The 20414-nt window shown below is 70.2% G+C and carries 19 protein-coding genes; 11 read left to right on the top strand and 8 right to left on the bottom strand.

Going from position 1 to position 20414, the window contains the following annotated elements:
• Window positions 1–1422: a tyrosine-protein kinase domain-containing protein gene (locus IEY84_RS00275; protein ID WP_183541079.1), complete on the bottom strand. Its 1422-nt coding sequence runs from the start codon at window positions 1420–1422 to the stop codon at window positions 1–3.
• Between the two features lie 276 nt (window positions 1423–1698).
• On the opposite strand from IEY84_RS00275, the gene IEY84_RS00270 reads away from it, so the two are divergent.
• Window positions 1699–2412 (top strand): arsenate reductase/protein-tyrosine-phosphatase family protein, encoded by a 714-nt coding sequence (locus IEY84_RS00270; protein WP_183541077.1) that lies wholly within the window; start codon window positions 1699–1701, stop codon window positions 2410–2412.
• Between the two features lie 36 nt (window positions 2413–2448).
• A complete protein-coding gene (locus IEY84_RS00265; RefSeq protein WP_183541075.1) occupies window positions 2449–3261 on the top strand; it encodes a siderophore-interacting protein in 813 nt (270 codons plus the stop codon).
• A gap of 173 nt (window positions 3262–3434) precedes the next feature.
• Here the strand turns inward: IEY84_RS00265 and IEY84_RS00260 are convergent, their stop codons facing one another.
• Together IEY84_RS00260 and IEY84_RS00255 are read right to left on the bottom strand one after the other, a co-directional pair.
• Entirely contained in the window at window positions 3435–4313 is an 879-nt protein-coding gene (locus tag IEY84_RS00260) for a M15 family metallopeptidase (RefSeq protein WP_183542178.1), read from the bottom strand.
• Window positions 4310–4897, bottom strand: a complete 588-nt coding sequence (locus IEY84_RS00255; RefSeq protein WP_229788176.1) for a TetR/AcrR family transcriptional regulator — start codon at window positions 4895–4897, stop codon at window positions 4310–4312. Before IEY84_RS00255 ends, IEY84_RS00260 begins: the two co-directional genes overlap by 4 nt.
• Before the next feature lie 67 nt (window positions 4898–4964).
• Here IEY84_RS00255 and IEY84_RS00250 point away from each other — a divergent pair, with 67 nt between their 5' ends.
• Window positions 4965–5720 (top strand): SDR family NAD(P)-dependent oxidoreductase, encoded by a 756-nt coding sequence (locus IEY84_RS00250; RefSeq protein ID WP_183541069.1) that lies wholly within the window; start codon window positions 4965–4967, stop codon window positions 5718–5720.
• A gap of 44 nt (window positions 5721–5764) precedes the next feature.
• Window positions 5765–6208 (top strand): MerR family transcriptional regulator, encoded by a 444-nt coding sequence (locus IEY84_RS00245; RefSeq protein ID WP_183541065.1) that lies wholly within the window; start codon window positions 5765–5767, stop codon window positions 6206–6208.
• Here IEY84_RS00245 and IEY84_RS00240 read toward each other — a convergent pair.
• On the bottom strand, window positions 6165–7175 hold the full coding sequence (locus IEY84_RS00240) for an aldo/keto reductase (RefSeq protein WP_183541061.1): 1011 nt from the start codon (window positions 7173–7175) through the stop codon (window positions 6165–6167). The two genes, IEY84_RS00245 and IEY84_RS00240, sit on opposite strands and share 44 nt — an antisense overlap.
• A 132-nt stretch (window positions 7176–7307) precedes the next feature.
• Between IEY84_RS00240 and mfd the strand changes: the two genes are divergently transcribed.
• The 4 genes from mfd to IEY84_RS00220 all read left to right on the top strand — a co-directional run bounded on the left by mfd (window position 7308) and on the right by IEY84_RS00220 (window position 12348).
• Window positions 7308–10880 (top strand): transcription-repair coupling factor, encoded by a 3573-nt coding sequence (gene mfd, locus IEY84_RS00235; RefSeq protein ID WP_183541059.1) that lies wholly within the window; start codon window positions 7308–7310, stop codon window positions 10878–10880.
• 91 nt (window positions 10881–10971) lie between these two features.
• Window positions 10972–11145 carry a KOW domain-containing RNA-binding protein gene (locus IEY84_RS00230; RefSeq protein WP_183541056.1) on the top strand — a complete coding sequence of 58 codons (174 nt, stop codon included), beginning with the start codon at window positions 10972–10974 and terminating at the stop codon, window positions 11143–11145.
• Window positions 11146–11341: 196 nt separating this feature from the next.
• On the top strand, window positions 11342–11923 hold the full coding sequence (locus IEY84_RS00225) for a DUF4916 domain-containing protein (protein ID WP_183541053.1): 582 nt from the start codon (window positions 11342–11344) through the stop codon (window positions 11921–11923).
• The gene (locus IEY84_RS00220) at window positions 11920–12348 is read left to right on the top strand and encodes a MazG nucleotide pyrophosphohydrolase domain-containing protein (protein WP_183541050.1); all 429 of its coding nucleotides are present in this window, start codon (window positions 11920–11922) and stop codon (window positions 12346–12348) included. Before IEY84_RS00225 ends, IEY84_RS00220 begins: the two co-directional genes overlap by 4 nt.
• A gap of 88 nt (window positions 12349–12436) precedes the next feature.
• On the opposite strand, the gene IEY84_RS00215 is transcribed toward IEY84_RS00220, so the two are convergent.
• Window positions 12437–14068, bottom strand: coding sequence for an MFS transporter (locus tag IEY84_RS00215; RefSeq protein ID WP_221208406.1), 1632 nt, complete (start codon window positions 14066–14068; stop codon window positions 12437–12439).
• A gap of 101 nt (window positions 14069–14169) precedes the next feature.
• Window positions 14170–14790, bottom strand: a complete 621-nt coding sequence (locus IEY84_RS00210; RefSeq protein WP_183541046.1) for a malonic semialdehyde reductase — start codon at window positions 14788–14790, stop codon at window positions 14170–14172.
• A gap of 93 nt (window positions 14791–14883) precedes the next feature.
• Here IEY84_RS00210 and IEY84_RS00205 point away from each other — a divergent pair, with 93 nt between their 5' ends.
• On the top strand, window positions 14884–15237 hold the full coding sequence (locus tag IEY84_RS00205) for a winged helix-turn-helix transcriptional regulator (RefSeq protein WP_183541043.1): 354 nt from the start codon (window positions 14884–14886) through the stop codon (window positions 15235–15237).
• Between the two features lie 62 nt (window positions 15238–15299).
• On the opposite strand, the gene IEY84_RS00200 is transcribed toward IEY84_RS00205, so the two are convergent.
• Complete coding sequence (locus IEY84_RS00200; protein ID WP_183541040.1) at window positions 15300–17645, bottom strand: esterase-like activity of phytase family protein; 2346 nt, start codon at window positions 17643–17645, stop codon at window positions 15300–15302.
• Between the two features lie 234 nt (window positions 17646–17879).
• Between IEY84_RS00200 and eno the strand changes: the two genes are divergently transcribed.
• Window positions 17880–19157, top strand: coding sequence for a phosphopyruvate hydratase (eno, locus tag IEY84_RS00195; protein WP_183541037.1), 1278 nt, complete (start codon window positions 17880–17882; stop codon window positions 19155–19157).
• 80 nt (window positions 19158–19237) lie between these two features.
• On the opposite strand, the gene IEY84_RS00190 is transcribed toward eno, so the two are convergent.
• Window positions 19238–19576 (bottom strand): hypothetical protein, encoded by a 339-nt coding sequence (locus IEY84_RS00190; RefSeq protein ID WP_183541035.1) that lies wholly within the window; start codon window positions 19574–19576, stop codon window positions 19238–19240.
• A 223-nt stretch (window positions 19577–19799) separates the two neighbouring features.
• On the opposite strand from IEY84_RS00190, the gene IEY84_RS00185 reads away from it, so the two are divergent.
• Complete coding sequence (locus tag IEY84_RS00185) at window positions 19800–20411, top strand: FtsB family cell division protein (protein ID WP_229788174.1); 612 nt, start codon at window positions 19800–19802, stop codon at window positions 20409–20411.
• Window positions 20412–20414: the final 3 nt, after the last annotated feature.

Below are 20414 nucleotides of genomic sequence, written 5' to 3'. Positions count from 1 at the left end.
TCAGCTCCCGGCGGCGGGGTAGCCCTGCTGGCGCGGTTCCCGGAGGCGTACGAGACCGGCGACGAGGCGGGCGAACCAGCCCTGCTCCGGCTGGCCGTAGTAGGTGTGCGCGGCGGTGTCGCGGACCTGGTTGGCGACGATGCCGAGGCAGCGGGCGTCGACGGCCTCGAGGCTGTCGACGGCCTCCAGCACCTGCGGGCGGTGGATCGTACGGCAGTTGGCGACCACCAGGGCGCCGTCGGTCAGCCGCGACAGGATCGCGCCGTCGGCCACAGGAAGCAGCGGCGGGGAGTCGAGGATGACCACGTCGTAGCGGGCGAGGGCCTCCTCCAGCAGGTCGGCCATCCGCGGCGAGCCGATCAGCTGGGCGGGGTTGGGCGGGATCTCGCCCATGGTGAGCACGTGCAGGTTGGCGTCGCCCCAGACCTGGACGACGTCATCGAGCTCGGCCTTGCCGATCAGCACCGTCGTGAGTCCGGCCGCGCCCTCCAGACCGCAGTAGTCGGCGACCGCCGGGCGGCGCATGTCCGCATCGACGAGCAGCACACGCTGGCCCTGCTCGGCGATGGCCAGCGCGAGGTTGATGGAGGTCGTCGACTTGCCCTCGCCACCGATCGAGGAGGTCACGACCATCGAGCGGACCGGCGAGGAGGCGTCGAGGAACTGCAGGTTGGTCTGCAGTCTGCGGTAGGCCTCCGAGGCGACGTTGTGCGGATCGATGGCGGTCACCGCACCGCCGGAGCGTCGCTGGCCCCGGCGCCGGGGGATCGCCCCGAGCAGCCCGACGTCGGTGAGCTGCTCGAGCTCGGCAGCGGTCCGGACCCGGGTGTCCAGGAGGGCGCGGACCACGGCGATCGCGACCCCGAGGCCGAAGCCACCGGTGAGACCGACCAGAGCGGCCAGCCGCGTACGTGGTGCGAACGCCTCCTCGGGCGGGTCGGCCCGGGCGACGACGGTCACCTCGACGGCGGCCTTCTTGTTGGAGCTGGGGGAGAGGTTGGTGATCGTCGTGGTGAGCTCGTCCGCGACCGAGTTGGCGAGGTCAGAGGCGCCGGTGCTGGTCGTGGCCACCGCGTCGATCTCGATGATCACGGTGTCGAGCGGGTTCTCGGCGGTGATCTCCTCGGCCAGCTCCTTGGACGTCGTGTCCAGGTCGAGCTCGTAGATGACCTGGTCGAGCACCACCGGCATCGTGGCCAGCTTCGCGTAGGACTGGACGATCTCCTGGGTGAAGGTCGAGCCCTGGACCAGCTCCTGGGTCGTCGCGCCGCGCGCGATCGAGACGAAGACGGTGCTCTGGGCGCGGTACTGCGGCGGGCTCGCGTGCGCCTGCGCGAAGGCCGCGCTGGCTCCGATGATCGCGAGCGCTGCGACGATGTACCAGCGCTTTCGCAGGGCTGCGACGTAGTCGCGCAGGTCCAACAGGTCACTCCGTCCGATGTCTTGGCCAGGCTGTCCATCCGCGGCGCGTCCGCCTTCGGGGCAGGTGCACGGGGGCCATCGCACATCCTCACCCGATTCAGGCGTGACCGGGCCGCGTGCCCGCTCCGTTCCCCCAAATGGGGGATTGATCTCCGGTTGGTTTCTCGGGCCGTACGCTGACTGCGTAATGTCTGTCCGTCACGTTCGGGGGGTCGGCTGCGTGGGAATGCGATTCGCGCTCGAGAATCGTCAGGCAACTGTTCGAAGGTAGGCAGGATGGACTCCGCGACGATCCTGGTCGTCTGCACCGGGAACGTACGGCGATCGCCGGCGATCGAGGCGATGCTCCGTGAGGGCACCGGTCAGATCGGTGGGCTCGCCCGGCACGGCGTCACCGTGATCTCCGCCGGCAGCGAGGCGCTCGAGGGCCACGACATGGACTCGATGATCGCCTCCGAGGTCGCTCTCGCCGGGACCCGGCTGACCAGGCACCAGGCCTACCGTCTCGACGTCGCGGACATCGAGCGCGCCGACCTGATCATCACCGCCGAACGCTCCCACCGCAGCGACGTCGCCCGGCTGGTGCCGTCGGCGGTCAAGCGCACCTTCACGCTCGTGGAGATCGCCGCGCTCGGCGATCTCCTGGGGCGTACGGCCCTGGGCGGGCCCACGGGTTCGGAGGCGGATGCGGCCACCCGGCTGCGTACGCTGGTCCAGCTCGCTCCGCTGCAGAAGGCCCGACGGCGCGTCCGGCGGCCGGCCGACGACGACCTCCTCGACCTGAAGAGGCGGTCGCCGCGCGAGGCACGGCGACTGGTGACCGAGGCGCGTGGCCACGTCGAGGCGCTGCTACGGGTGGTGGAGCCGAGCCTGTCGCTGGTCAACAAGCCTCAGCGTCCCGCTCCTCCCGTCGCCTCGTTCGACGAGCCGGCCGAGTCGACCCAGCCTCGTTCGGTGCACTCCACCCATCCCACTCGGTCGGCGGGTTGACCGAGGCCGGTTGGAGGGCGAGTTAGGTTTGCCTACATGAGTCGTCCCGCGAAGCCAGAGACCGCCCTCGTCGTCACCGCCACCGAGCAGCTGAGTCCGACGATGATCCGGGTGAGCTTCCGCTCGGAGGACCTGAGCGCCTTCTCCTCGAGCGTCTTCACCGACCGCTACGTCAAGCTCCAGATCCCTCGGGAGCACGGCTCGTCGGAGGCTGGCACTTCGGAGGATGGCCCGGTGGTGCGCACCTACACCGCGCTCAACCCGTCGGTCGAGGACGGCACTCTCGACATCGACTTCGTCGTCCACGGCACGGAGGGGTACGCCGGCCCCTGGGCCGTCGCGGCCAAGCCCGGCGACACCCTGGTCGCCCTCGGCCCCGGCGGCGCCTATGCGCCCGACCCTGCGGCCGACTGGCACCTGATCGCGGGTGACGAGACCGCCCTGCCCGCCGTCCGCGCCGCGCTGGCCGCACTCCCGGCCGACGCCCGCGGATACGCCGTCATCGACATCCCCGCGCCCGACCACGAGCAGCCGCTCGACCACCCCGCGGGCGTCGAGGTCACCTGGCTGGTCACCGGCGACCACACCCACCACGCCGCCCGGGACGCCGAAGGCCACGAGCAGCTCCTCCTCGCCGCCATCCGCGACCTGAAGTGGCTCGACGGCCGCGTCCACGCCTTCGTCCACGGCGAAGCGGCGGTCACCATGCACGGCATCCGCCCCTACCTCCTCAAGGAGCGGGGCGTGCCGAAGGCCGACGTCTCCATCTCCGGCTACTGGCGCCGCGGCCGCACCGAGGAGACCTTCCGCGAGTGGAAGCGCGAGCTCGCCGAGGCCGAGTCCGCCTGACGCCGAGCAACCCCCGCTGGTCGAGCCGCCGGAGCCGCTAGGCGGAGGCGTGTCGAGACCAACACGGTGAGGTCCGCGCTCGATCGCACCGTGTTGGTCTCGACACGCTCGGCCGCAGGCGGCCTCGCGGCTCGACCAGCGGGGTTTGGCGGCTCGACCAGCGGCGCGGGGCTTCAGCGGCCGTTCTCGGAGAAGTGCTGGTAGTCCTTCAGCGAGCTCCAGTCGCCGCCCCACTCCCAGCCGATGTCGGCGAAGGCCTGGACGACCACGTCGTCGCGGTGGATCATCCCGGGCGCCTGCCGGGACCGGTCCAGATACCAGCGGGAGAGCTCGGGGATGACGCGGTCGCCCTTGACGTACGGGTTCTGGAAGGTGTTGATGTCGACGGCCAGGCCGTAGGCGTGCTGGGAGAACGAGGTCTGGCCGACCGAGGGGCGGCAGACGAAGCCCCCGGTGCCGTTGCCGTCGCCGGTCGGCGGCGCGTCCAGGGCAGCCTTCGTGGTGATGTCCATCTGCTCGATCGGGAACTTCGCCTCGTAGAGCTGCCGGAAGACCCCGACGACGTCCTCTGCCACGCGGGCGTTGATCAGCATCTCGCCGGTGTGGCGGGCGCCGTCGAAGCCCCAGAACGTCATCCGCACCCAGGCCAGCTCCTGCCGCGAGACCGGGCAGCCCCGCTCCCAGGTCGACCGCGCGATCACGTCGTCCGGGGCGACGTCGATCTCGGCGACGAAGCCGTCGCCGGGCAGCATCGGCAGCGTGTCCGTCAGCGTCCACGCCCGGTTGCGCAGCTCCGTCGGCGTCGGCCCGGCGATCCCGTAGCCCTCCGCGTCCTCCTCCAGCACCCGGGTGCCGAGCCACGGCGGCGGCACCGTCCCCGGCTTCGCAACAGCAGGAGAAGAAGACGAAGGTACGTCGCTGGGTGACGGCTCCGCCGACGTCGACGGAGCCGAGTCACTGGTCGTCGGCGACGGGTCGGCCTCAGGAGCCCCGCCACACGCGCTGAGCGCGAGCAGCAGGACCGCCGCCCCGGCGGCGTACGTCCGGATCATCGGGGCCACGCAGCCATCGCGGCCGTGGCGAGCCCGCGCAGCTCCCGCCGGGTGGCGCCGTCGATGGCCTGCACCGACATGCCCTGGATCACCGCGCCGAAGAGCCGGGCCAGGGCGCCGGCATCGGTCCCGGCCGGCAGCTCGCCCTCGGTGATCGCGGTCCGCAGCCGCTGCTCGATCCCTGCCAGCGTCTCGGAGCGCATCGTCGCCGGGCGGGTGGCGACACCGCGCTGAGCGACGCCCAGTGCGAGCGCGGCCGTCGAGACCATGCAGCCCGGTGGCAGCCCGCTCTCGCTGAACTGGTCGGCCGCCTCGTACAGGAACTCCGAGATGGCCTCGCGAGCCGGTCCGTCGGGCCGGAGCACGTTGCCGTGCTCGCGGGCGTAGCGCTCGAGAGCAGCGTGGTAGAGCACCTCCTTGGAGCCGAACGCCCCGTAGAGGCTGGGTGCCTTCAGCCCGGTCGCGGCCTCGAGCGTCGCGACGCTCGTGCCTTCGTACCCGTGCTCCCAGAACGCCCGCATCACGGCGTCGAGCACCGCGTCCTCGTCGAAGGAGCGCGGTCGTCCGCGGGAGGGCTTGCGCATTTCCATAGTGATCCCTACATTAACTCTCCAGGCATTATTTAGCGACCACTACAGAAATGAGACCGAGATGACCCGCAATGCACTCGTCACCGGAGCCTCGCGCGGGATCGGCCGCGCGATCGCCGTACGTCTGGCCGCCGACGGTGTCGGCCTGATCGGCATCCACTACGGCTCGAACCGCGCGGCCGCCGAGGAGACCGCACGGCTCGTCGAGTCGGCCGGAGCCCGGGCGGTCCTGATCGGGGCGGACCTCGGCGAGGACGGCGCGAAGGCGGCGGCCGAGATCGCGGCGGCATGGACCGAGGCGGCGCTCGCCGGCGATGACGGCCTCGACATCCTGGTCAACAACGCCGGCATCAACGGCAACCAGGAGCTCCACGAGCTCGACCCGGCCACCGCGCGCCGGGTGCTCGAGGTGAACCTGATCGCACCGATGTTCCTGACCCAGGCGGTCGCTCCGCACCTGCGCGAGGGCGGCCGCGTGGTCAACGTGTCGACCGGCTACACCCGGGTGGCGGCGCCGACCCACCTGACGTACGCCGCGGCCAAGGCCGGCATCAACAACCTCACCCGCTCCCTCGCCGCGCCGCTGGCCGCGCGTGGCGCGACGGTCAACGCGGTTCTCCCCGGCGTGATCGAGACCGACATCAACGCCGACTGGATCAACCTGCCCGGACCGCGGGCGCAGGCCGACGCGCTGTCGGTCTTCGGTCGGATCGGTACGCCGGAGGAGGTCGCCGACGCGGTGGGCTTCCTCGCCTCGCCCCAGTCTCGTTGGGTCACGGGCGAGACGCTCGACGTCACTGGCGGCTCGGCGCTCTGAAAGACTGTTGACTTCGAGTGCACTCGAACCCGGACACTGGGGACATGACGACGCAGGCGCACATCAACGGGCTCAGCATCGCCGAGGTGGCCGAGCGGACCGGCCTGACCGCGCACACGCTGCGCTACTACGAGCGCGACGGGCTGATGCTCGGGGTCGGTCGCAACGGGTCGGGCCACCGCGCCTACTCCGAGGGTGATCTCGGCTGGATCACGCTGATCACCAGGCTGCGCTCGACCGGGATGCCGATCCGCGAGATCCGGCGCTATGCCGAGATGGTCCGCGACGGCTCCGGCAACGAGGAAGAGCGCCTCGCCCTGCTGCGCGCACACCGCGACCGGGTGCGCGCGCAGCTGGCGGAGACTGCCGCCCATCTTGACGCGATCGAGTTCAAGGTCTCCTACTACGCCGCGGCGGTGGGTGAGACCGACCCCGACGCCGAGCTCATCGCCCAGCAGCGTCGAGCCGAGCCCTCTGCTCCTCGCTGAGCTCGAGATCCATCGCCGCCAACGACTCGTCGAGCTGGGCCACCGACGAGGCCCCGACAAGCGGGACCACCGGAAGGGTGTCGCCGAGCATCCAAGCCAGCACGACCTGGTTGCGGGTCGCGCCGGTCTCGGCCGCGACCTCGTCGAGCGCTGCGAGCCGAGAGGCCGTTCCCGGATGGTCGTAGGCAGGGTCGAGCGGCTTCGACGGGTTCGTATGGGCCCCGCTGAGCAGCGGCGTGTAGGCCACCAGCGTCAGCCCAGGCGTCGCCCGCACGTAGGCGAGCAGGGAGGCGTCGGCCACGCCGATCTGGCCGTCGACCGAGAGCCGATGGTCGGGGATGTCGGTGCGCATCCGCAGATAGGTGTGGTGATACTGCAGCACGCTCGGGCGGGCCTCCTCCGGGTTGGCCGCTCGCGCCCGCTCGATCTGCCAGGACCAGTGGTTGCTCAGGCCGAACTGGCCGATGACACCGTCCTTCACGAGAGCGGCGAAGCCCGCGGCGTACTCCTCCAACGGCACGCAGTTCAGGTCCGGCACGTGCGCGTAGTAGAGGTCGAGCCGCTCGACGCCGAGGCGTTCGCGGGAGCGGTCGGCCTGCTCGCGTACGTTCCACGGCGCCAACCCCTCCCAGCGACGGTTGCGCTGGGTCGCCCAGCCGTTCTCGACCCGCTCGACGACATCGGTCGGCCGCGCACCGACCTTGGTGGCGATGACGATCTCCTCGCCGATCCCGCGGTCACGTCGCCACTGCCCGAGCAGCGTCTCGCTCTCGCCGCCCTGGGTGCCACCGGCCCAGTAGGCGTAGTTGTTGGAGGTGTCGACGAAGGTGCCGCCGGCCTCGACGAAGCGGTCGAGGATCGCGTACGACGTCTCGACGTCCGTATCCGTGCCGAAGCGCATCGCGCCGAGCGCGAGCCTGCTGACGCGCCGTTCGCCGGCGCCTGATCCGATGGTCGTGTATCGCATGTGATCCACGCTCCGGCCTCGCGTGCGCTCGAAGTCAACCGTCTTCACGCATGTCTCCTAGACTGGTGCCCGCACCCCCTGTCCTCTCGGCCAGGGGCTCTCGCGCATGCCGCATCCCTTTTGGAGTCACCCGTGATCCTCGCCCCGCTCGCCGACCTCGTCCTGCGCGATGCCGCCCTGAGCGAGGTGATGGCGGAGGCCAAGGGCGGCCGGATGCTGGCGCTCGACGTCACCGGGCCGGAGGCGCTGCGTCCGTTCGTGGTCACCGGGCTCGTACGCCAGGAGCGCACCGTCCTCGCAGTCACCGCGACCTCCCGCGAGGCCGAGGATCTGGTCAACGACCTGACCGACCTGCTGCCGCCCGACTCGGTCGCCCTCTACCCGAGCTGGGAGACCCTGCCCCACGAGCGGCTCTCCCCGCGCAGCGACACCGTCGGGCGCCGGCTCGCCGTGCTCCGGCGGCTGCGCCATCCCGACGCTGACGGCGCCCACGGACCGCTGAAGGTCGTCGTCGCCCCGGTCCGCAGCGTGCTCCAACCGCAGGTCAAGGGCCTCGGCGACCTGGAGCCGGTCGAGCTGATCAAGGACCAGGAGGCTCGCCTCGACGACGTCGTCCAGAAGCTCGCGGACGCGGCCTACTCCCGGGTCGACCTGGTCGAGAAGCGCGGCGAGTTCGCGGTCCGCGGCGGCATCGTCGACGTCTTCCCGCCCACCGAGGAGCACCCGGTCCGTGTGGAGTTCTGGGGCGACGAGATCGACTCGCTCCGTCACTTCGCGGTCGCCGACCAGCGCGCCATCCCGGCCGAGCACGGCGGTGAGACCGAGCGGCTGTGGGCCCCGCCCTGCCGTGAGCTCCTGCTCACCCCGGAGGTCAGGGCGCGGGCCAAGGCGCTCGGCGAGGCCCATCCCACCCTGGTCGAGCTCACCGACAAGATCGCAGCCGGGATCGCGGTCGACGGCATGGAGTCGCTCGCCCCGGCGCTCGTCGACGACATGGAGCTCCTCCTCGACCTGATCCCCGAAGACGGCCACGTGCTGCTGCTCGACCCCGAGCGGATCCGCAGCCGTGCCCATGACCTGGTCGCCACCGCCGACGAGTTCCTCGGCGCCTCCTGGGCCGCCGCGGCCAGCGGGGGAGTCGCCCCGATCGACCTCTCCGCGGCGTCCTACAAGGACTTGGCTGATGTGCGCGCCCATGCCATCGCCCAGGGCAAGCCGTGGTGGTCGGTCAGCCCCTTCGGCCTCGACGATGCCGAGAGCGATCTGGCCGACCCGGACGTCGTCGGTGTCCCGGGCCGCAAGATCGACTGGCAGCCCGCGAAGGCCTACCGCGGCGACACCGCCGCGGCGCTGACCGACATCGAGCGCTGGCGCGACGACTCCTATCGCGTGGTCGTGGTCCAGCCCGCGCACGGCACGGCGCAGCGTACGGTCGAAGCCCTGGCGGAGCGCGACGTCCCGGCTCGTCTGGCAGAGGGTGACGAAGAGACCGCCAAGCCCGTCCACAAGACGGTCACCGTCGTCCACGCCCGGCTCAACCACGGCTTCATCGACGAGGGCAACCAGCTGGTCGTGCTCACCGGTGAGGACATCTCGGGGCAGAAGTCGTCGACGCGCGACATGGTCAAGATGCCGACCCGGCGCAAGAAGCAGATCGACCCCCTCGAGCTGAAGCCCGGCGACTACGTGGTCCACGAGCAGCACGGGGTCGGGCAGTTCATCGAGATGAAGCAGCGCGAGGTGCAGGGCGCGACCCGCGAATACCTCGTCCTCGAGTACGGCGCCTCCAAGCGCGGCGGCCCGGCCGACCGCCTCTACGTCCCTGCCGACGCCCTCGACCAGGTCACCAGGTATGTCGGCGGCGAGCAGCCGAGCCTCGACCGGCTCGGCGGCGCCGACTGGCAGAAGCGCAAGGCCCGCGCGCGCAAGGCGGTTCGCGAGATCGCCGCCGAGCTGATCAAGCTCTATGCCGCCCGGCAGGCGACCAAGGGCTTCCAGTACGGCCCCGACAACCCCTGGCAGCGCGAGCTCGAGGACGCCTTCCCGTTCCAGGAGACCGCCGACCAGCTAGCGGTCATCGACGAGGTCAAGCAGGACATGATGCGGCCGGTGCCGATGGACCGGCTGGTCTGCGGCGACGTCGGTTACGGCAAGACCGAGATCGCGGTGCGGGCGGCGTTCAAGGCGGTCCAGGACGGCAAGCAGGTCGCGGTCCTGGTGCCGACGACGCTGCTGGTCTCCCAGCACCTGTCGACGTTCATGGAGCGGATGTCGGGCTTCCCCGTCAACGTACGCGGGCTGTCCCGCTTCCAGACCGACAAGGAGGCCGCCGAGGTGATGGCCGGCCTCGCCGACGGCACCATCGACATCGTGGTCGGCACGCACCGCCTGTTCAACAAGGACATCCGGTTCAAGGATCTCGGCCTGATCATCGTCGACGAGGAGCAGCGCTTCGGCGTCGAGCACAAGGAGGCGATGAAGCGCCTGCGCACCTCGGTCGACTTCCTGTCGATGTCAGCGACCCCGATCCCGCGGACGCTCGAGATGTCGATCACCGGCATCCGGGAGATGTCCACGATCACCACCCCGCCCGAGGAGCGACACCCGGTCCTGACGTACGTCGGTGCCTACGAGGACCGCCAGATCGTCGCCTCGGTGCGGCGTGAGCTGCTCCGCGAGGGCCAGGTCTTCTACATCCACAACCGGGTCAACTCGATCGAGAAGGCGGCCGCGCGGATCCGCGAGCTGGTGCCCGAGGCGCGGGTCGCGGTCGCCCACGGCCAGATGCACGAGAAGCAGCTCGAGCAGGTGATGGTCGACTTCTGGGAGAAGGAGTTCGACGTGCTCGTGTGCACCACGCTCGTCGAGTCCGGCCTCGACGTCTCCAACGCCAACACGATGATCATCGAGCGCGCCGACACCCTGGGGCTGTCGCAGCTCCACCAGCTCCGCGGACGTGTCGGCCGTTCCCGCGAGCGCGCCTACGCCTACTTCCTCTACCCCGGCGAGAAGCCGCTCACCGAGACGGCCCACGAGCGCCTCGCCACCCTGGCTCAGCACTCTGACCTCGGTGGCGGCATGGCGATCGCGATGAAGGACCTCGAGATCCGCGGCGCCGGCAACCTGCTCGGAGGCGAGCAGTCCGGCCACATCGCCGACGTCGGCTTCGACCTCTACGTGCGGTTGGTCGGAGAGGCCGTCGCCGAGTTCAAGGCCGGCCCGGACGGCGCCGCCGAGGAGTTCAACGAGGTTCGCATCGAGCTCCCCGTCGACGCTCACCTGCCCCACGACTACATCCCCTCGGAGCGGTTGCGGCTGGAGATCTACAAGCGCCTGGCCGAGGTCCGAACCGACGAGGACGTCGAGTCGGTCGCCGCCGAGCTCCTCGACCGTTACGGCAAGCCGCCCGCCGAGGTCTCCTCGCTCCTGCAGGTCGCCCGCTTCCGTGCCCGCGCCCGCCAGGCCGGCGTCTCCGAGGTCACCCTGGCCGGCAAGAACGTACGCTTCCACCCCGTCTCGCTGCCCGACTCCCGTGTCGTCCGGCTGAACCGGATGTACCCGAAGTCCCTGGTCAAGCCCCAGCTGGACACCATCATGGTCCCGCGCCCGGTCTCCTCCGGCTTCCCCGCCAAGCCCCTAGACGGCCCTGACCTCCTCGACTGGGCGAGGGTCGTCATCGACGCCATCATCGACCCGCTCACCTGACCCCTTACGCCGAGTCGGCTCGTCATGACGAGCCGACTCGGCGCCGTCTCGGATCCGCCCCGCGAGGCTTGTTCCGGTTAGTGTCACGAGCATGGGGACTTTCAGCATCGGACAGACCGTGCGCATCACCGGCAAGACAATGAGGGGCGTCGTGGGCACGGTTGTCCATCACGACGAGAAGCGTGGCAAATACCTGGTTCGCGTCGACGGGATGACGCAGAACTACTACAACCCGGACGAGATCGAGGAGTTCACGACCGGATGAGCCTCGAGGTGCCCGTCCGTTTGGTCGCCGCCACCGATGCGGCCGCGGAGGCCGCCCAGATCCTGTACGCCGCCGCCTTGGAGGGCCTCGCCGGCTGAGTCGGTCGATGCGGTCCTGTCGGAGCTCGCCGCAGACGCGTCCCATTCTGCGGTGCCGTCGCTCCGACACGTACGGATCTGTCTGGCAGGATCGACGCATGACGATGGAGGCTTTCGGCGAGCAGTCCTTCCCTGAGGAGCCCTTCGGCAGTGGTTGGGACACCGAGCCTGGATGGCTCTCGGAAGAGGAGCTGGGGGAGACCCGCGGCCGGGTTCCCATCCTCTACGTGGAGGCGGTCCCGGTGCGTGTCGATCCCGACGGCGCGGTGTCCGAGGTCGGGCTGCTGCTGCGGAGCTCGCCCACCACCGGCACGATCACGCGGTCGCTGGTCTCGGGCCGGGTGCTGCACGGCGAGCGGATCCGTGACGCGTTGATGCGCAACCTGGAGAAGGACCTCGGCGCGGTCGCCTTCCCGACCCTGCCGCTGACCACGGTGCCGGTGACCGTCGCCGAATACTTCCCCTGGCCCGGCGAGCGCTTCCAGGACCCGCGCCAGCACGCGGTCTCGCTCGTCTATGTCGTACCCGTGACCGGCGAGTGCGAGCCGCGTCAGGACGCCCTGGAGCTGTCCTGGATGACCCCGGCGGAGGCCGCCTCCGACGCGGTCGTCGGTGACATGGAGGGCGGTCGCGGAGCGCTGCTGCGGCAGTGCCTGAGCGCGTTCGGGGCGCTGGAATGAGCCCAGCGGACGACGGCGGCAGGACCTACGCCTCGGGGGAGGGGCTCGTCGAGTTCCTCGACCTGATGCGGCTGATGCGTGAGCGCTGCGTGTGGAAGTCGTCGCAGACGCACACATCGCTGGCGCGGTATCTGCGGGAGGAGTCCGACGAGGTCCTCGGGGCGATCGACGAGGGCGACCCCGAGCACCTCAAGGACGAGCTCGGCGACCTGCTGCTGCAGGTCTACTTTCACGCCGCCATCGCCGAGGAGGCCGGCGAGTTCACGATGGACGACGTCATCGCCGGCCTCACCGCCAAGATGAAGCGTCGCAACCCGCACGTCTTCGGCCCCGAGGCCGCCTCGGGCCGTCGTTACACCGTCGACGAGGTCGAGCAGCTCTGGCAGGCCGCCAAGGCCGCCGAGCGAGCCCACCCCGCCGAGTAGGCACGTACGTCGGCCGAGACGTCACCCGCGTCGGCCGAGACGTCAGTTACGTCGGCCGAGACGTCAGTTACGTCGGCCGAGACGTCAGTTACGTCGGCCGACAGGGCATCTCAGTGCCCTCTCGGCCGACGGGAGCGACGCCTCGGTCGACGGGAGCGACGCCTCGGTCGACGGGAGCGACGCCTCGGTCGACGGGAGCGACGCCTCGGTCGACGGGAGCGACGCCTCGGCCGGCGTACGTGACGTCTCCGCGCTTCGCGCGGTCACTCCCTCGCTCGGCGCGAGCGGACGAGCAAGCTCGCCGCTCGACCTCGCTCCGGTCGTCTCGGCCGACCGGGGTGACCTTTCGCGGAGCGAGGGGGATGAGCATGGCCGCGAGGGCCGCGCCCAGGGCGACGAGAGTGAGGAAGCCGAAGCCGTTGATGTAGCCCTGCTCGGTCGGGTAGCCGGAGGGCAGGGTCTGGGCGGTGACCAGGGAGGTCATCGCCGCGGTGCCGATGGTGCCGCCGACGGTGCGGATGTTGGCGTTCATGCCGGTGGCCACGCCGGTGTGCTCCGGCGGCACGGCGGCCACGACCGCGTTGGCGAGGTTGGCGAAGACAAGACCTGTGCCGAGGCCGGAGAGTCCGGCGGCCACGCACATCTGCCACGGCTCGTCGTGGACGAAGGCGACCATGGCCAGGGAGACCGCGGTGAGCAGCCCGCCGATGACCAGGATGCGACGCATCCCGATGAGGTCGGCGAGCCGCGCGCTGACCAGTCCGCACAGGAACGACGTGATGGCTGTCGGGAGCATCAGGTAGCCGGCGACGGTGATCGACGCGCCGAACCCGTAGCCGGCCGACGACGGGGTCTGGGTCAGCTGCGGGATGAAACCGAAGGAGGCGTACATCGCGATGCCGATCAGCAGGGCGACCAGGTTGGCGGTCCAGACGCCGCGGCGACCCATCAGCCGCAGGTCGACCAGTGGCTGTCGTACGGTCCACTCGACCCGGATCCAGACGGCCAGCAGCACAGCGGCGGCGCCGAGCAGCCCGAGGGTGGCGGGCGAGGTCCAGCCCCACGACGGTGCCCGACTGACACCGAGGAGGAGCGCGACGAGCCAACCGGCGAGGAGTACGGCGGGGAGCAGCGGGATCGGCTCACGGGTGAGGACGGGGGACTCGGGCACCATCCGCAACGCCGCGATCGCGGCACCGGCCGCGACCAGCGCGGGCAGCAGGAACAGCGCCCGGAAACCCAGGGTCGCGGCAACCGGACCTGCCAGCACGATCCCGGCCGCGAAGCCCATCGAGAGCAGCGACGAGGTCACCGCGATCGCACCGGCGACGCGTTCCTTGGGCAGCTCGTCACGCAGGATCGCGAAAGCCAGCGGCAAGGTGCCGCCACCCAGCCCTTGGAGGACTCGCGCGCCGATCATGACCTCGATGCTGGGGGCCGCGGCGGCGAGGAGAGCGCCGGCGGTGAGGGCGGCCAGGCTCCACACGTACATCCGGCGCTTGCCGAACGAGTCGCCCATCCTGCCGATGATCGGGGTCGCGACCGACGCCGAGAGCAGGAATGCGGTCAGGATCCAGGAGGCGGTCGCCTGGTCGGTCTCCAGCTCGGTCTGGATCAGCGGCATCGTCGGGACGGAGACCGACTGCAGCAACGAGTAGGAGCAGACGCCGATGGCGACGATGGCGAAGGTGAGGCGGGGGCTGGTGTTGGTCACAGGCATCGAGGCAAAGTTTAGCTTGGCTAACTGTATTCCGGCGAAAACAAATAGGCGCTCGCCTGCTGTGGTGGCAGGCGAGCCCCTCGTACGTGCAGGTCAGCGGGTCAGGCCCACTTCACCGCGGCCTCGGTCTCCACGCGCGGGAGGCGGTCGAACCACGGGTTCTCGCCCGGGTGGCCGATGTTGACGATCATCTTGGTGGTCCAGTCGCCCTCGGGGAAGAACTCCTTGTCGACGCCAGCGGTGTCGTAGCCGGCGATCGGGCCGGCGGCCAGCCCGGCCGCGCGGACGGCGAGGATGAAAGCACCGGCCTGAAGACCAGCGGACCAGCCGCCGGCGCCGTGGCGGGCGTTCTCGTCGGCGTCGAAGTAGTCCTTCATCTCCGGGCGGATCGGGAAGACGTTCGGGATCTCCTGGTGCCAGTTGTTGTCGTAGGCGACGATCGCGGTGGCCGGGGCGGCCTTGGTCTTCTCGACGTTGCCCTCGGCGATGTGCGGGAGGAGGCGCTCCTTGCCCTCTCCCGTGCGCACGAACACGACACGCAGCGGCTGGGTGTTGGCCATCGTCGGGGTCCAGCGGGTGAGCTCCCAGATGTCGGCGAGCTCGTCGTCGGTGACAGGAGTGTCGGCGAAGGTGTTGGACGTGCGCGCACCGGTGAAGACGATCTGGCGGCCGCGGTCGTCCAGCTTCTCGAGCGTGGTGGTCTCAAGGGTGGTGTCGGTCATGTCGCTCTGAACTCCGTGGTTACTAGGGATATTCCGGTTACTACGAAAATAGTAGTACCTCGGGTTTCAGGCAAGTCCTGTACGCTGGGACCCATGCCCGCGACGAAGCCCGCACACGATCCCCAGGTGTGCAATGCCGCGCTGGTGAGGGCCTTCGACTTCCTCGGCAAGCGCTGGAACGGCGTGATCCTCGGCAGCCTGACCCAGGGCCCGCTCGGGTTCGCGGAGCTCAAGCGAGCCGTCGCCGGCATCAGCGACTCGATGCTCTCCGAGCGGCTCAGCGAGCTGGCCGGCCTGGGACTGCTCGCCCGCGAGGTCGACCCGGGACCGCCGGTAGCCGTCCGCTACGCGCTCACCGGGTCCGGTGCTGCGCTCGCTCCGACGCTCGGCGCGCTCACCGAGTGGGCCGGCACGCACCTCCCGGCCGGCAGCTGCTCCGAGGACTGACCGGCCCAGGACACACATCGGCCCGCCACCGAAACGGTGACGGGCCGCCGTGATGGTGATCCTCAGCGCTTGGATGCCCGACCGAGGTCGAGGAAGACCGTCTCTCCGGTGGCGTCCTCGAGCCCGTCGTTGTCGGTGACCGCGTACGCGTGACCATCGGCGCCGATGGTGAAGCCCTCGAGCTTCTCCTGCGTCCATCCGTTGGTGGCCTGCAGCGCAGGCAGCAGGTCGTACGCCAGGCGCTTGCGCAGCGGGGTCACGGGGCTGAGCCCGCTGACGCCGTGGCGGGGCACGTCGACCGTGTAGACCCGCTTGATCGCGGCGGTGGTGCCGTTCTGCTTGTCGCGCTCGATGACGGCGAGGGTGTCCTCGTCGATGGCGGTGATCTCGGACAGCCCGAGCCAGTCACCGGCCACCGAGGTCGACTCCAGGCCGTAGCCGAACCACTCCCACTCGCCCGTTGCCGGGGTGTAGCGACCGATCCGAGCCGTGCCCGCGCCGTCGACGCCGGGCTTCTTCGCGGTCGAGTCGGCCCACAGCGGGCGCTGGAGCGCGACGTACACCTTCTCCGAGCGACGCTTCCCGGTCACCGTGACGCCCTCGAGACCCCACTTGCCGACCTTCTCGGCGACCTCCGCGGGCAGCGGCACCGTCTTCGCGATCCGGCCGGTGCCGTCGAGACGGAGCAGGGCGTTCCCGGCGCCGGCCGCACCCTCGTTCGCCACCCAGAAGCCACCGCCACGGCGGGCGGCAAGGCCCTCGATGTCGAGCCCCTCGGCCACCTCGCCCGAGGCGTCGGTGACCTCGAGGACGTCGCGGATCACGGCGGGGGAGCGGTTCACCGAGAGGGTGTAGATCCGGCCGGTGGCGTAGGCCGCGTCGCTCGCGGCGTAGAGCTTGCCGGGCTCGCCGGGCACCTTCGAGAGCGCACCGAGCGCACCCCAGCCGATCGGCTTGCCGTGCCGGGAGGCCGACTCCACGGTCGGGGAGGACGACGACTTCCGGCCGAACCCGTAGAGCGAGACCGACGCCCGGACCAGGTCCTCGGCCGAGTCCTCCTCGGAAGAGATGGCCAGCAGGTTGCGCGACGGGATCGGCAGCAGCCCCTCGGGCCCGTTGGTCGCCGGCAGCACCTGCGTGAACCTCGGAGCCGACGGCGTACGCATGTCGTAGACGGCCACGAAGTTGCTGCGCTCGGAGCCGACGAAGGCGTACGGGACGCCACCGAAGGTCTCGAAGGCCAGCCCCTCGGGCTCCGCGCCCTTCTTGGCGGCGCGGTCGTTGTTGTGCAGGCCGTACTTCGTGGCGAGGTCCTCGAAGGTGGACCCGGCGTCCCAGACCACCTCTCCGGTCGCGGCGCGGAAGACGGTCCAGCCGCGGGTGCCGCCCTTCCAGTCACCTTCGTTCGCCGTCGCGACGAGGCCGGATCCGACCCACTGGATCGAGTCGGGCTCGCGGGGCGCGTCGATGGTGTCGACCGGGTTGAACCGCCCGTCCTTGCTCCCGTCCACCCCGGAGACGACTGCGTTCCCGGCGCTCCACGCCGTCTCGACGGTCGCGGACGGTAGGTCGATGATCGCGACGCCGTTGTTCTCCTGCAACGTGAGCGCGAGCTGGTTGTCGGCGTTGATGTCGACGTACTCCGGCTCGGCGTCCTCCGGTGTGTCCAGCCCCTTCAGCAGCGAGGCGGGCAGCGCCACGTCGGTGATCCGCCACTCGGCCGGCCGGCCGTCGAGGCCGACGATCTTGACCGATCCGGCCGGTGCCTGGGGCAGGTCACCCTCCTCGCCGCCGGCAGGGGTGGCGGCCTCGTTGCGCTGGTTCTCCATCGCGATCGCGGCGTACGTCCCGTCGGGGCTGACCGCGATCGAGTCGGGCTGACCGCCCAGATCGTACGAGGCCACCTCCTCGTGCGGGGTGGCCAGCGAGATCACGTCGATCCGCCCCGCACGGGTGCCGACGGCAGGCTCCTCGTCCTCCCACTCGGTGTCCTCGAGGCCGGGGTAGGTCGACTCGTCGACGACGACGAGGGCGTAGTCGCCCACGATCGAGACCGACGTCGGCGAGCCGCCCTTCGCTCCGGCCACGTCGTGGCTGCCGATGCCCTTCGGCGAGGAGGGGTCGGTGATGTCCAGGAAGCCGATCCGGCCGCCGGCCGCGTCGGTGTAGGCCAGCGTCCTGCCGTCCTCGGAGACGGCCGAGATCTCGGCGACGGTCGCGTCGGCCGGGTCGGCCCCGGCGGGTACGTTCTGGAAGACCGGATAGGTCGCGAGCCGGCTGAACTCGCGGTGCCGGCCCGGATCGGCGGTGGCGGTGCCACCGAGCACGGTCATCAGCGAGACGCCCAGGCCCCCGATGGCCAGGACGCCGACTCCGGCGAGTGCGAGACGGTTCTTGTGGAGACGCATGTGAGGTTCCTCTCGGGGAAATGTTGCCGGAGGAACGATCCGGGCGGCACCGCACCCGGAGGCATCGGGACGATGACGACGTGCCGACCTCGGCATGAACACCAGGTGGGCAGGGGCTGGAAGGGGTCTACCGACCGGTTAACGTTCCAATCGCCAGGCCCATCCGGCCGGGTAATAGGCTGACGGACGACACCTCCCCGCTTATTAATCCAGTCCTGACCCAGGAGTAGTTCAGTGGCATCGATCGAAGCCGTAGGCGCCCGCGAGATCCTCGATTCACGAGGCAACCCGACCGTTGAAGTTGAGGTCGTCCTCGACGACGGCACCTTCGCCCGCGCCCAGGTTCCGAGTGGCGCCTCGACCGGAGCCTTCGAGGCCGTCGAGCTGCGCGACGGCGGCGAGCGCTATGGCGGCAAGGGCGTGCAGAACGCCGTCACCGCCGTGGTGGAGACGCTCGCCCCTGCGATCGAGGGCTACGACGCCGACGACCAGCGCGCCATCGACCAGGCGATGATCGAGGCCGACGCGACCCCCAACAAGGCCACCGCGGGTGCCAACGCGATCCTCGGTGTCTCGCTCGCCGTGGCGAAGGCCGCGGCCGACTCGGCGGGCCTCTCCCTGTTCCGCTACGTCGGTGGCCCCAACGCCCACGTGCTCCCGGTGCCGATGCTCAACATCCTCAACGGTGGCTCCCACGCGGACTCCAACGTCGACATCCAGGAGTTCATGATCGCGCCGATCGGCGCGCCTACCTTCGCCGAGGCGCTGCGCATCGGCGCCGAGGTCTACCACGCGCTCAAGTCCGTGCTGAAGGAGAAGGGCCTGGCCACCGGCCTCGGCGACGAGGGTGGCTTCGCGCCCAACCTCGAGTCCAACCGCGCCGCCCTCGACCTGATCGCCGAGGCGATCGGCAAGGCCGGCTACGAGCTCGGCAAGGACGTCGTGCTCGCGCTCGACGTGGCCGCCTCCGAGTTCTACCAGGACGGGGCGTACCTCTTCGAGGGCGCCAAGAAGACCGCCGAGGAGATGACCGCCTACTACGAGGAGCTCGTCGCGGCCTACCCGATTGTCTCCATCGAGGACCCGCTCGATGAGGAGGACTGGGACGGCTGGAAGGCGATCACCGACGCCATCGGCTCCAAGACCCAGCTCGTCGGCGACGACCTGTTCGTCACCAACGTCGAGCGCCTCGCCCGCGGCATCGCGGGCGGTCAGGGCAACGCGCTGCTGGTCAAGGTCAACCAGATCGGCACGCTCACCGAGACCCTCGACGCCGTCGACATGGCTCACCGTGCCGGCTTCAAGACGATGATGTCCCACCGCTCCGGCGAGACCGAGGACACCACCATCGCCGACCTCGCCGTCGCCGTCGGCTCCGGCCAGATCAAGACCGGCGCGCCGGCCCGCTCCGAGCGCGTGGCGAAATACAACCAGCTCCTCCGCATCGAGGACGAGCTCGGTGAGGCCGCCCGCTACGCCGGCGCCTCCGCGTTCCCGCGCTACCAGGCCTGAGACAGGCCGGCCTCGACAGGCACTGAAAACACGAGCTGCGGCTCGGTCCTCGGACCGGGCCGCAGCTCGTTCGTGCGGTTCTACTTGATGGCGTCGGTGACGCACTTCTGGATGTCGTCGGAGAGGCCCTCGATGACGTCCTCGTCCTTCTCCTCGCGGGTGTTGTCCTTGCCCTCCATGAGGTTCGCGAGGGCCTCGTCGGAGATGTCGGAGTCGACGAGAGTCTCGGCGATGCAGTCCACGGCAGGCTCCGGGACGCTGCTCGGGAGCTTGAGCACCTCGGCGGCCTTCCCGCCCTTCAGCGACTCGGACAGCTCGTCCGCCGTCGGTCGTTCCGCGCCGCCGCACGCGCTCAGCGCGAGCGCGCACACGGCCGGGACGACGATGACACGTGCCAGTCGTCGGGTGTTGGTCTTCATGATGGATCCCCTCGCACAATTCGCTCGATTTTCGTAACCGTTCCCAAATCCCCGAGAAGCAGGGGCACGCGTGAACGGCGCGGCCGTGGGCCACACCTGCCGGTGCCTCGCGGAGGCTGTTCGTCACGTTTTACCGTATTGCGGCGCGATCTGGGCCAGACTCGGCGCGGCTCGGCGGGACAGATGCGCCGACTCGCTGGTCTCGGATGGGAGGATGAGCGACGTGGCAACGAAGGGACCGGGGCAGCAGAGTCAGAGCAAGCGCGTACGCGGTCCCCGGGCCCCGCAGGGCCCGGGACGGCGGCCGGGTGCCCCGAGGGTGGCCCGGCCGGCATCGAGCGGCGGTCTCGAGACGCTGCGCAAGCGGTTGCGCCGGCCCAGGCTCACCGGCCGGGCGATGATGATCATGCTGGTCGCCTCGGTGCTGGTGATCTCCTATGCCTCCTCGCTGCGGGCCTACATCCAGCAGCGCAACGACATCAACGCCCTCCAGACCGAGATCGCCGAGCGCAAAGAGCACATCAAGCGGCTCGAGGAGCAGACCCGTCGCTGGGAGGACCCCGCCTTCGTCCAGCAGCAGGCCCGGGAACGGTTCGGGTACGTGATGCCGGGAGAGACCGCGTACGTCGCCCTCGACGAGAACGGCGAGCGGATCCAGACCGAACCGGAGCTCACCGACCCCGATTCGGTGGGCAGTGCGGAGAAGCCGAAGGCCTGGTGGGACGATGCGTGGGGTTCCGTGCTGCTGGCCGGTGACCCGCCGGAGCAGACAGGAGACGGGCCGGAGTCGGAGATCGACCCGCCCGGTCGAGAAGCACAGCAGAAGAAAGACTGACGA

It is taken from the genome of Nocardioides albus, from assembly GCF_014648255.1.
GTDB lineage: Bacteria > Actinomycetota > Actinomycetes > Propionibacteriales > Nocardioidaceae > Nocardioides > Nocardioides albus.
Note: the sequence above shows the minus strand (reverse complement) of the source record. Positions and strands in the feature narration are given on the sequence as shown.

Excerpts from the sequence above, each read along its gene's own strand:
- IEY84_RS00250 (WP_183541069.1), top strand. The coding sequence starts at position 4,965 with ATGACCCGCAATGCACTCGTCACCGGAGCCTCGCGCGGGATCGGCCGC.
- IEY84_RS00230 (WP_183541056.1), top strand. The coding sequence starts at position 10,972 with ATGGGGACTTTCAGCATCGGACAGACCGTGCGCATCACCGGCAAGACA.
- IEY84_RS00190 (WP_183541035.1), bottom strand. The coding sequence starts at position 19,576 with ATGAAGACCAACACCCGACGACTGGCACGTGTCATCGTCGTCCCGGCC.
- IEY84_RS00255 (WP_229788176.1), bottom strand. The coding sequence starts at position 4,897 with ATGCGCAAGCCCTCCCGCGGACGACCGCGCTCCTTCGACGAGGACGCG.
- IEY84_RS00245 (WP_183541065.1), top strand. The coding sequence starts at position 5,765 with ATGACGACGCAGGCGCACATCAACGGGCTCAGCATCGCCGAGGTGGCC.
- IEY84_RS00270 (WP_183541077.1), top strand. The coding sequence starts at position 1,699 with ATGGACTCCGCGACGATCCTGGTCGTCTGCACCGGGAACGTACGGCGA.
- IEY84_RS00240 (WP_183541061.1), bottom strand. The coding sequence starts at position 7,175 with ATGCGATACACGACCATCGGATCAGGCGCCGGCGAACGGCGCGTCAGC.
- IEY84_RS00220 (WP_183541050.1), top strand. The coding sequence starts at position 11,920 with ATGAGCCCAGCGGACGACGGCGGCAGGACCTACGCCTCGGGGGAGGGG.
- IEY84_RS00210 (WP_183541046.1), bottom strand. The coding sequence starts at position 14,790 with ATGACCGACACCACCCTTGAGACCACCACGCTCGAGAAGCTGGACGAC.
- IEY84_RS00225 (WP_183541053.1), top strand. The coding sequence starts at position 11,342 with ATGACGATGGAGGCTTTCGGCGAGCAGTCCTTCCCTGAGGAGCCCTTC.
- IEY84_RS00200 (WP_183541040.1), bottom strand. The coding sequence starts at position 17,645 with ATGCGTCTCCACAAGAACCGTCTCGCACTCGCCGGAGTCGGCGTCCTG.
- IEY84_RS00260 (WP_183542178.1), bottom strand. The coding sequence starts at position 4,313 with ATGATCCGGACGTACGCCGCCGGGGCGGCGGTCCTGCTGCTCGCGCTC.
- IEY84_RS00205 (WP_183541043.1), top strand. The coding sequence starts at position 14,884 with ATGCCCGCGACGAAGCCCGCACACGATCCCCAGGTGTGCAATGCCGCG.
- IEY84_RS00215 (WP_221208406.1), bottom strand. The coding sequence starts at position 14,068 with ATGCCTGTGACCAACACCAGCCCCCGCCTCACCTTCGCCATCGTCGCC.
- IEY84_RS00265 (WP_183541075.1), top strand. The coding sequence starts at position 2,449 with ATGAGTCGTCCCGCGAAGCCAGAGACCGCCCTCGTCGTCACCGCCACC.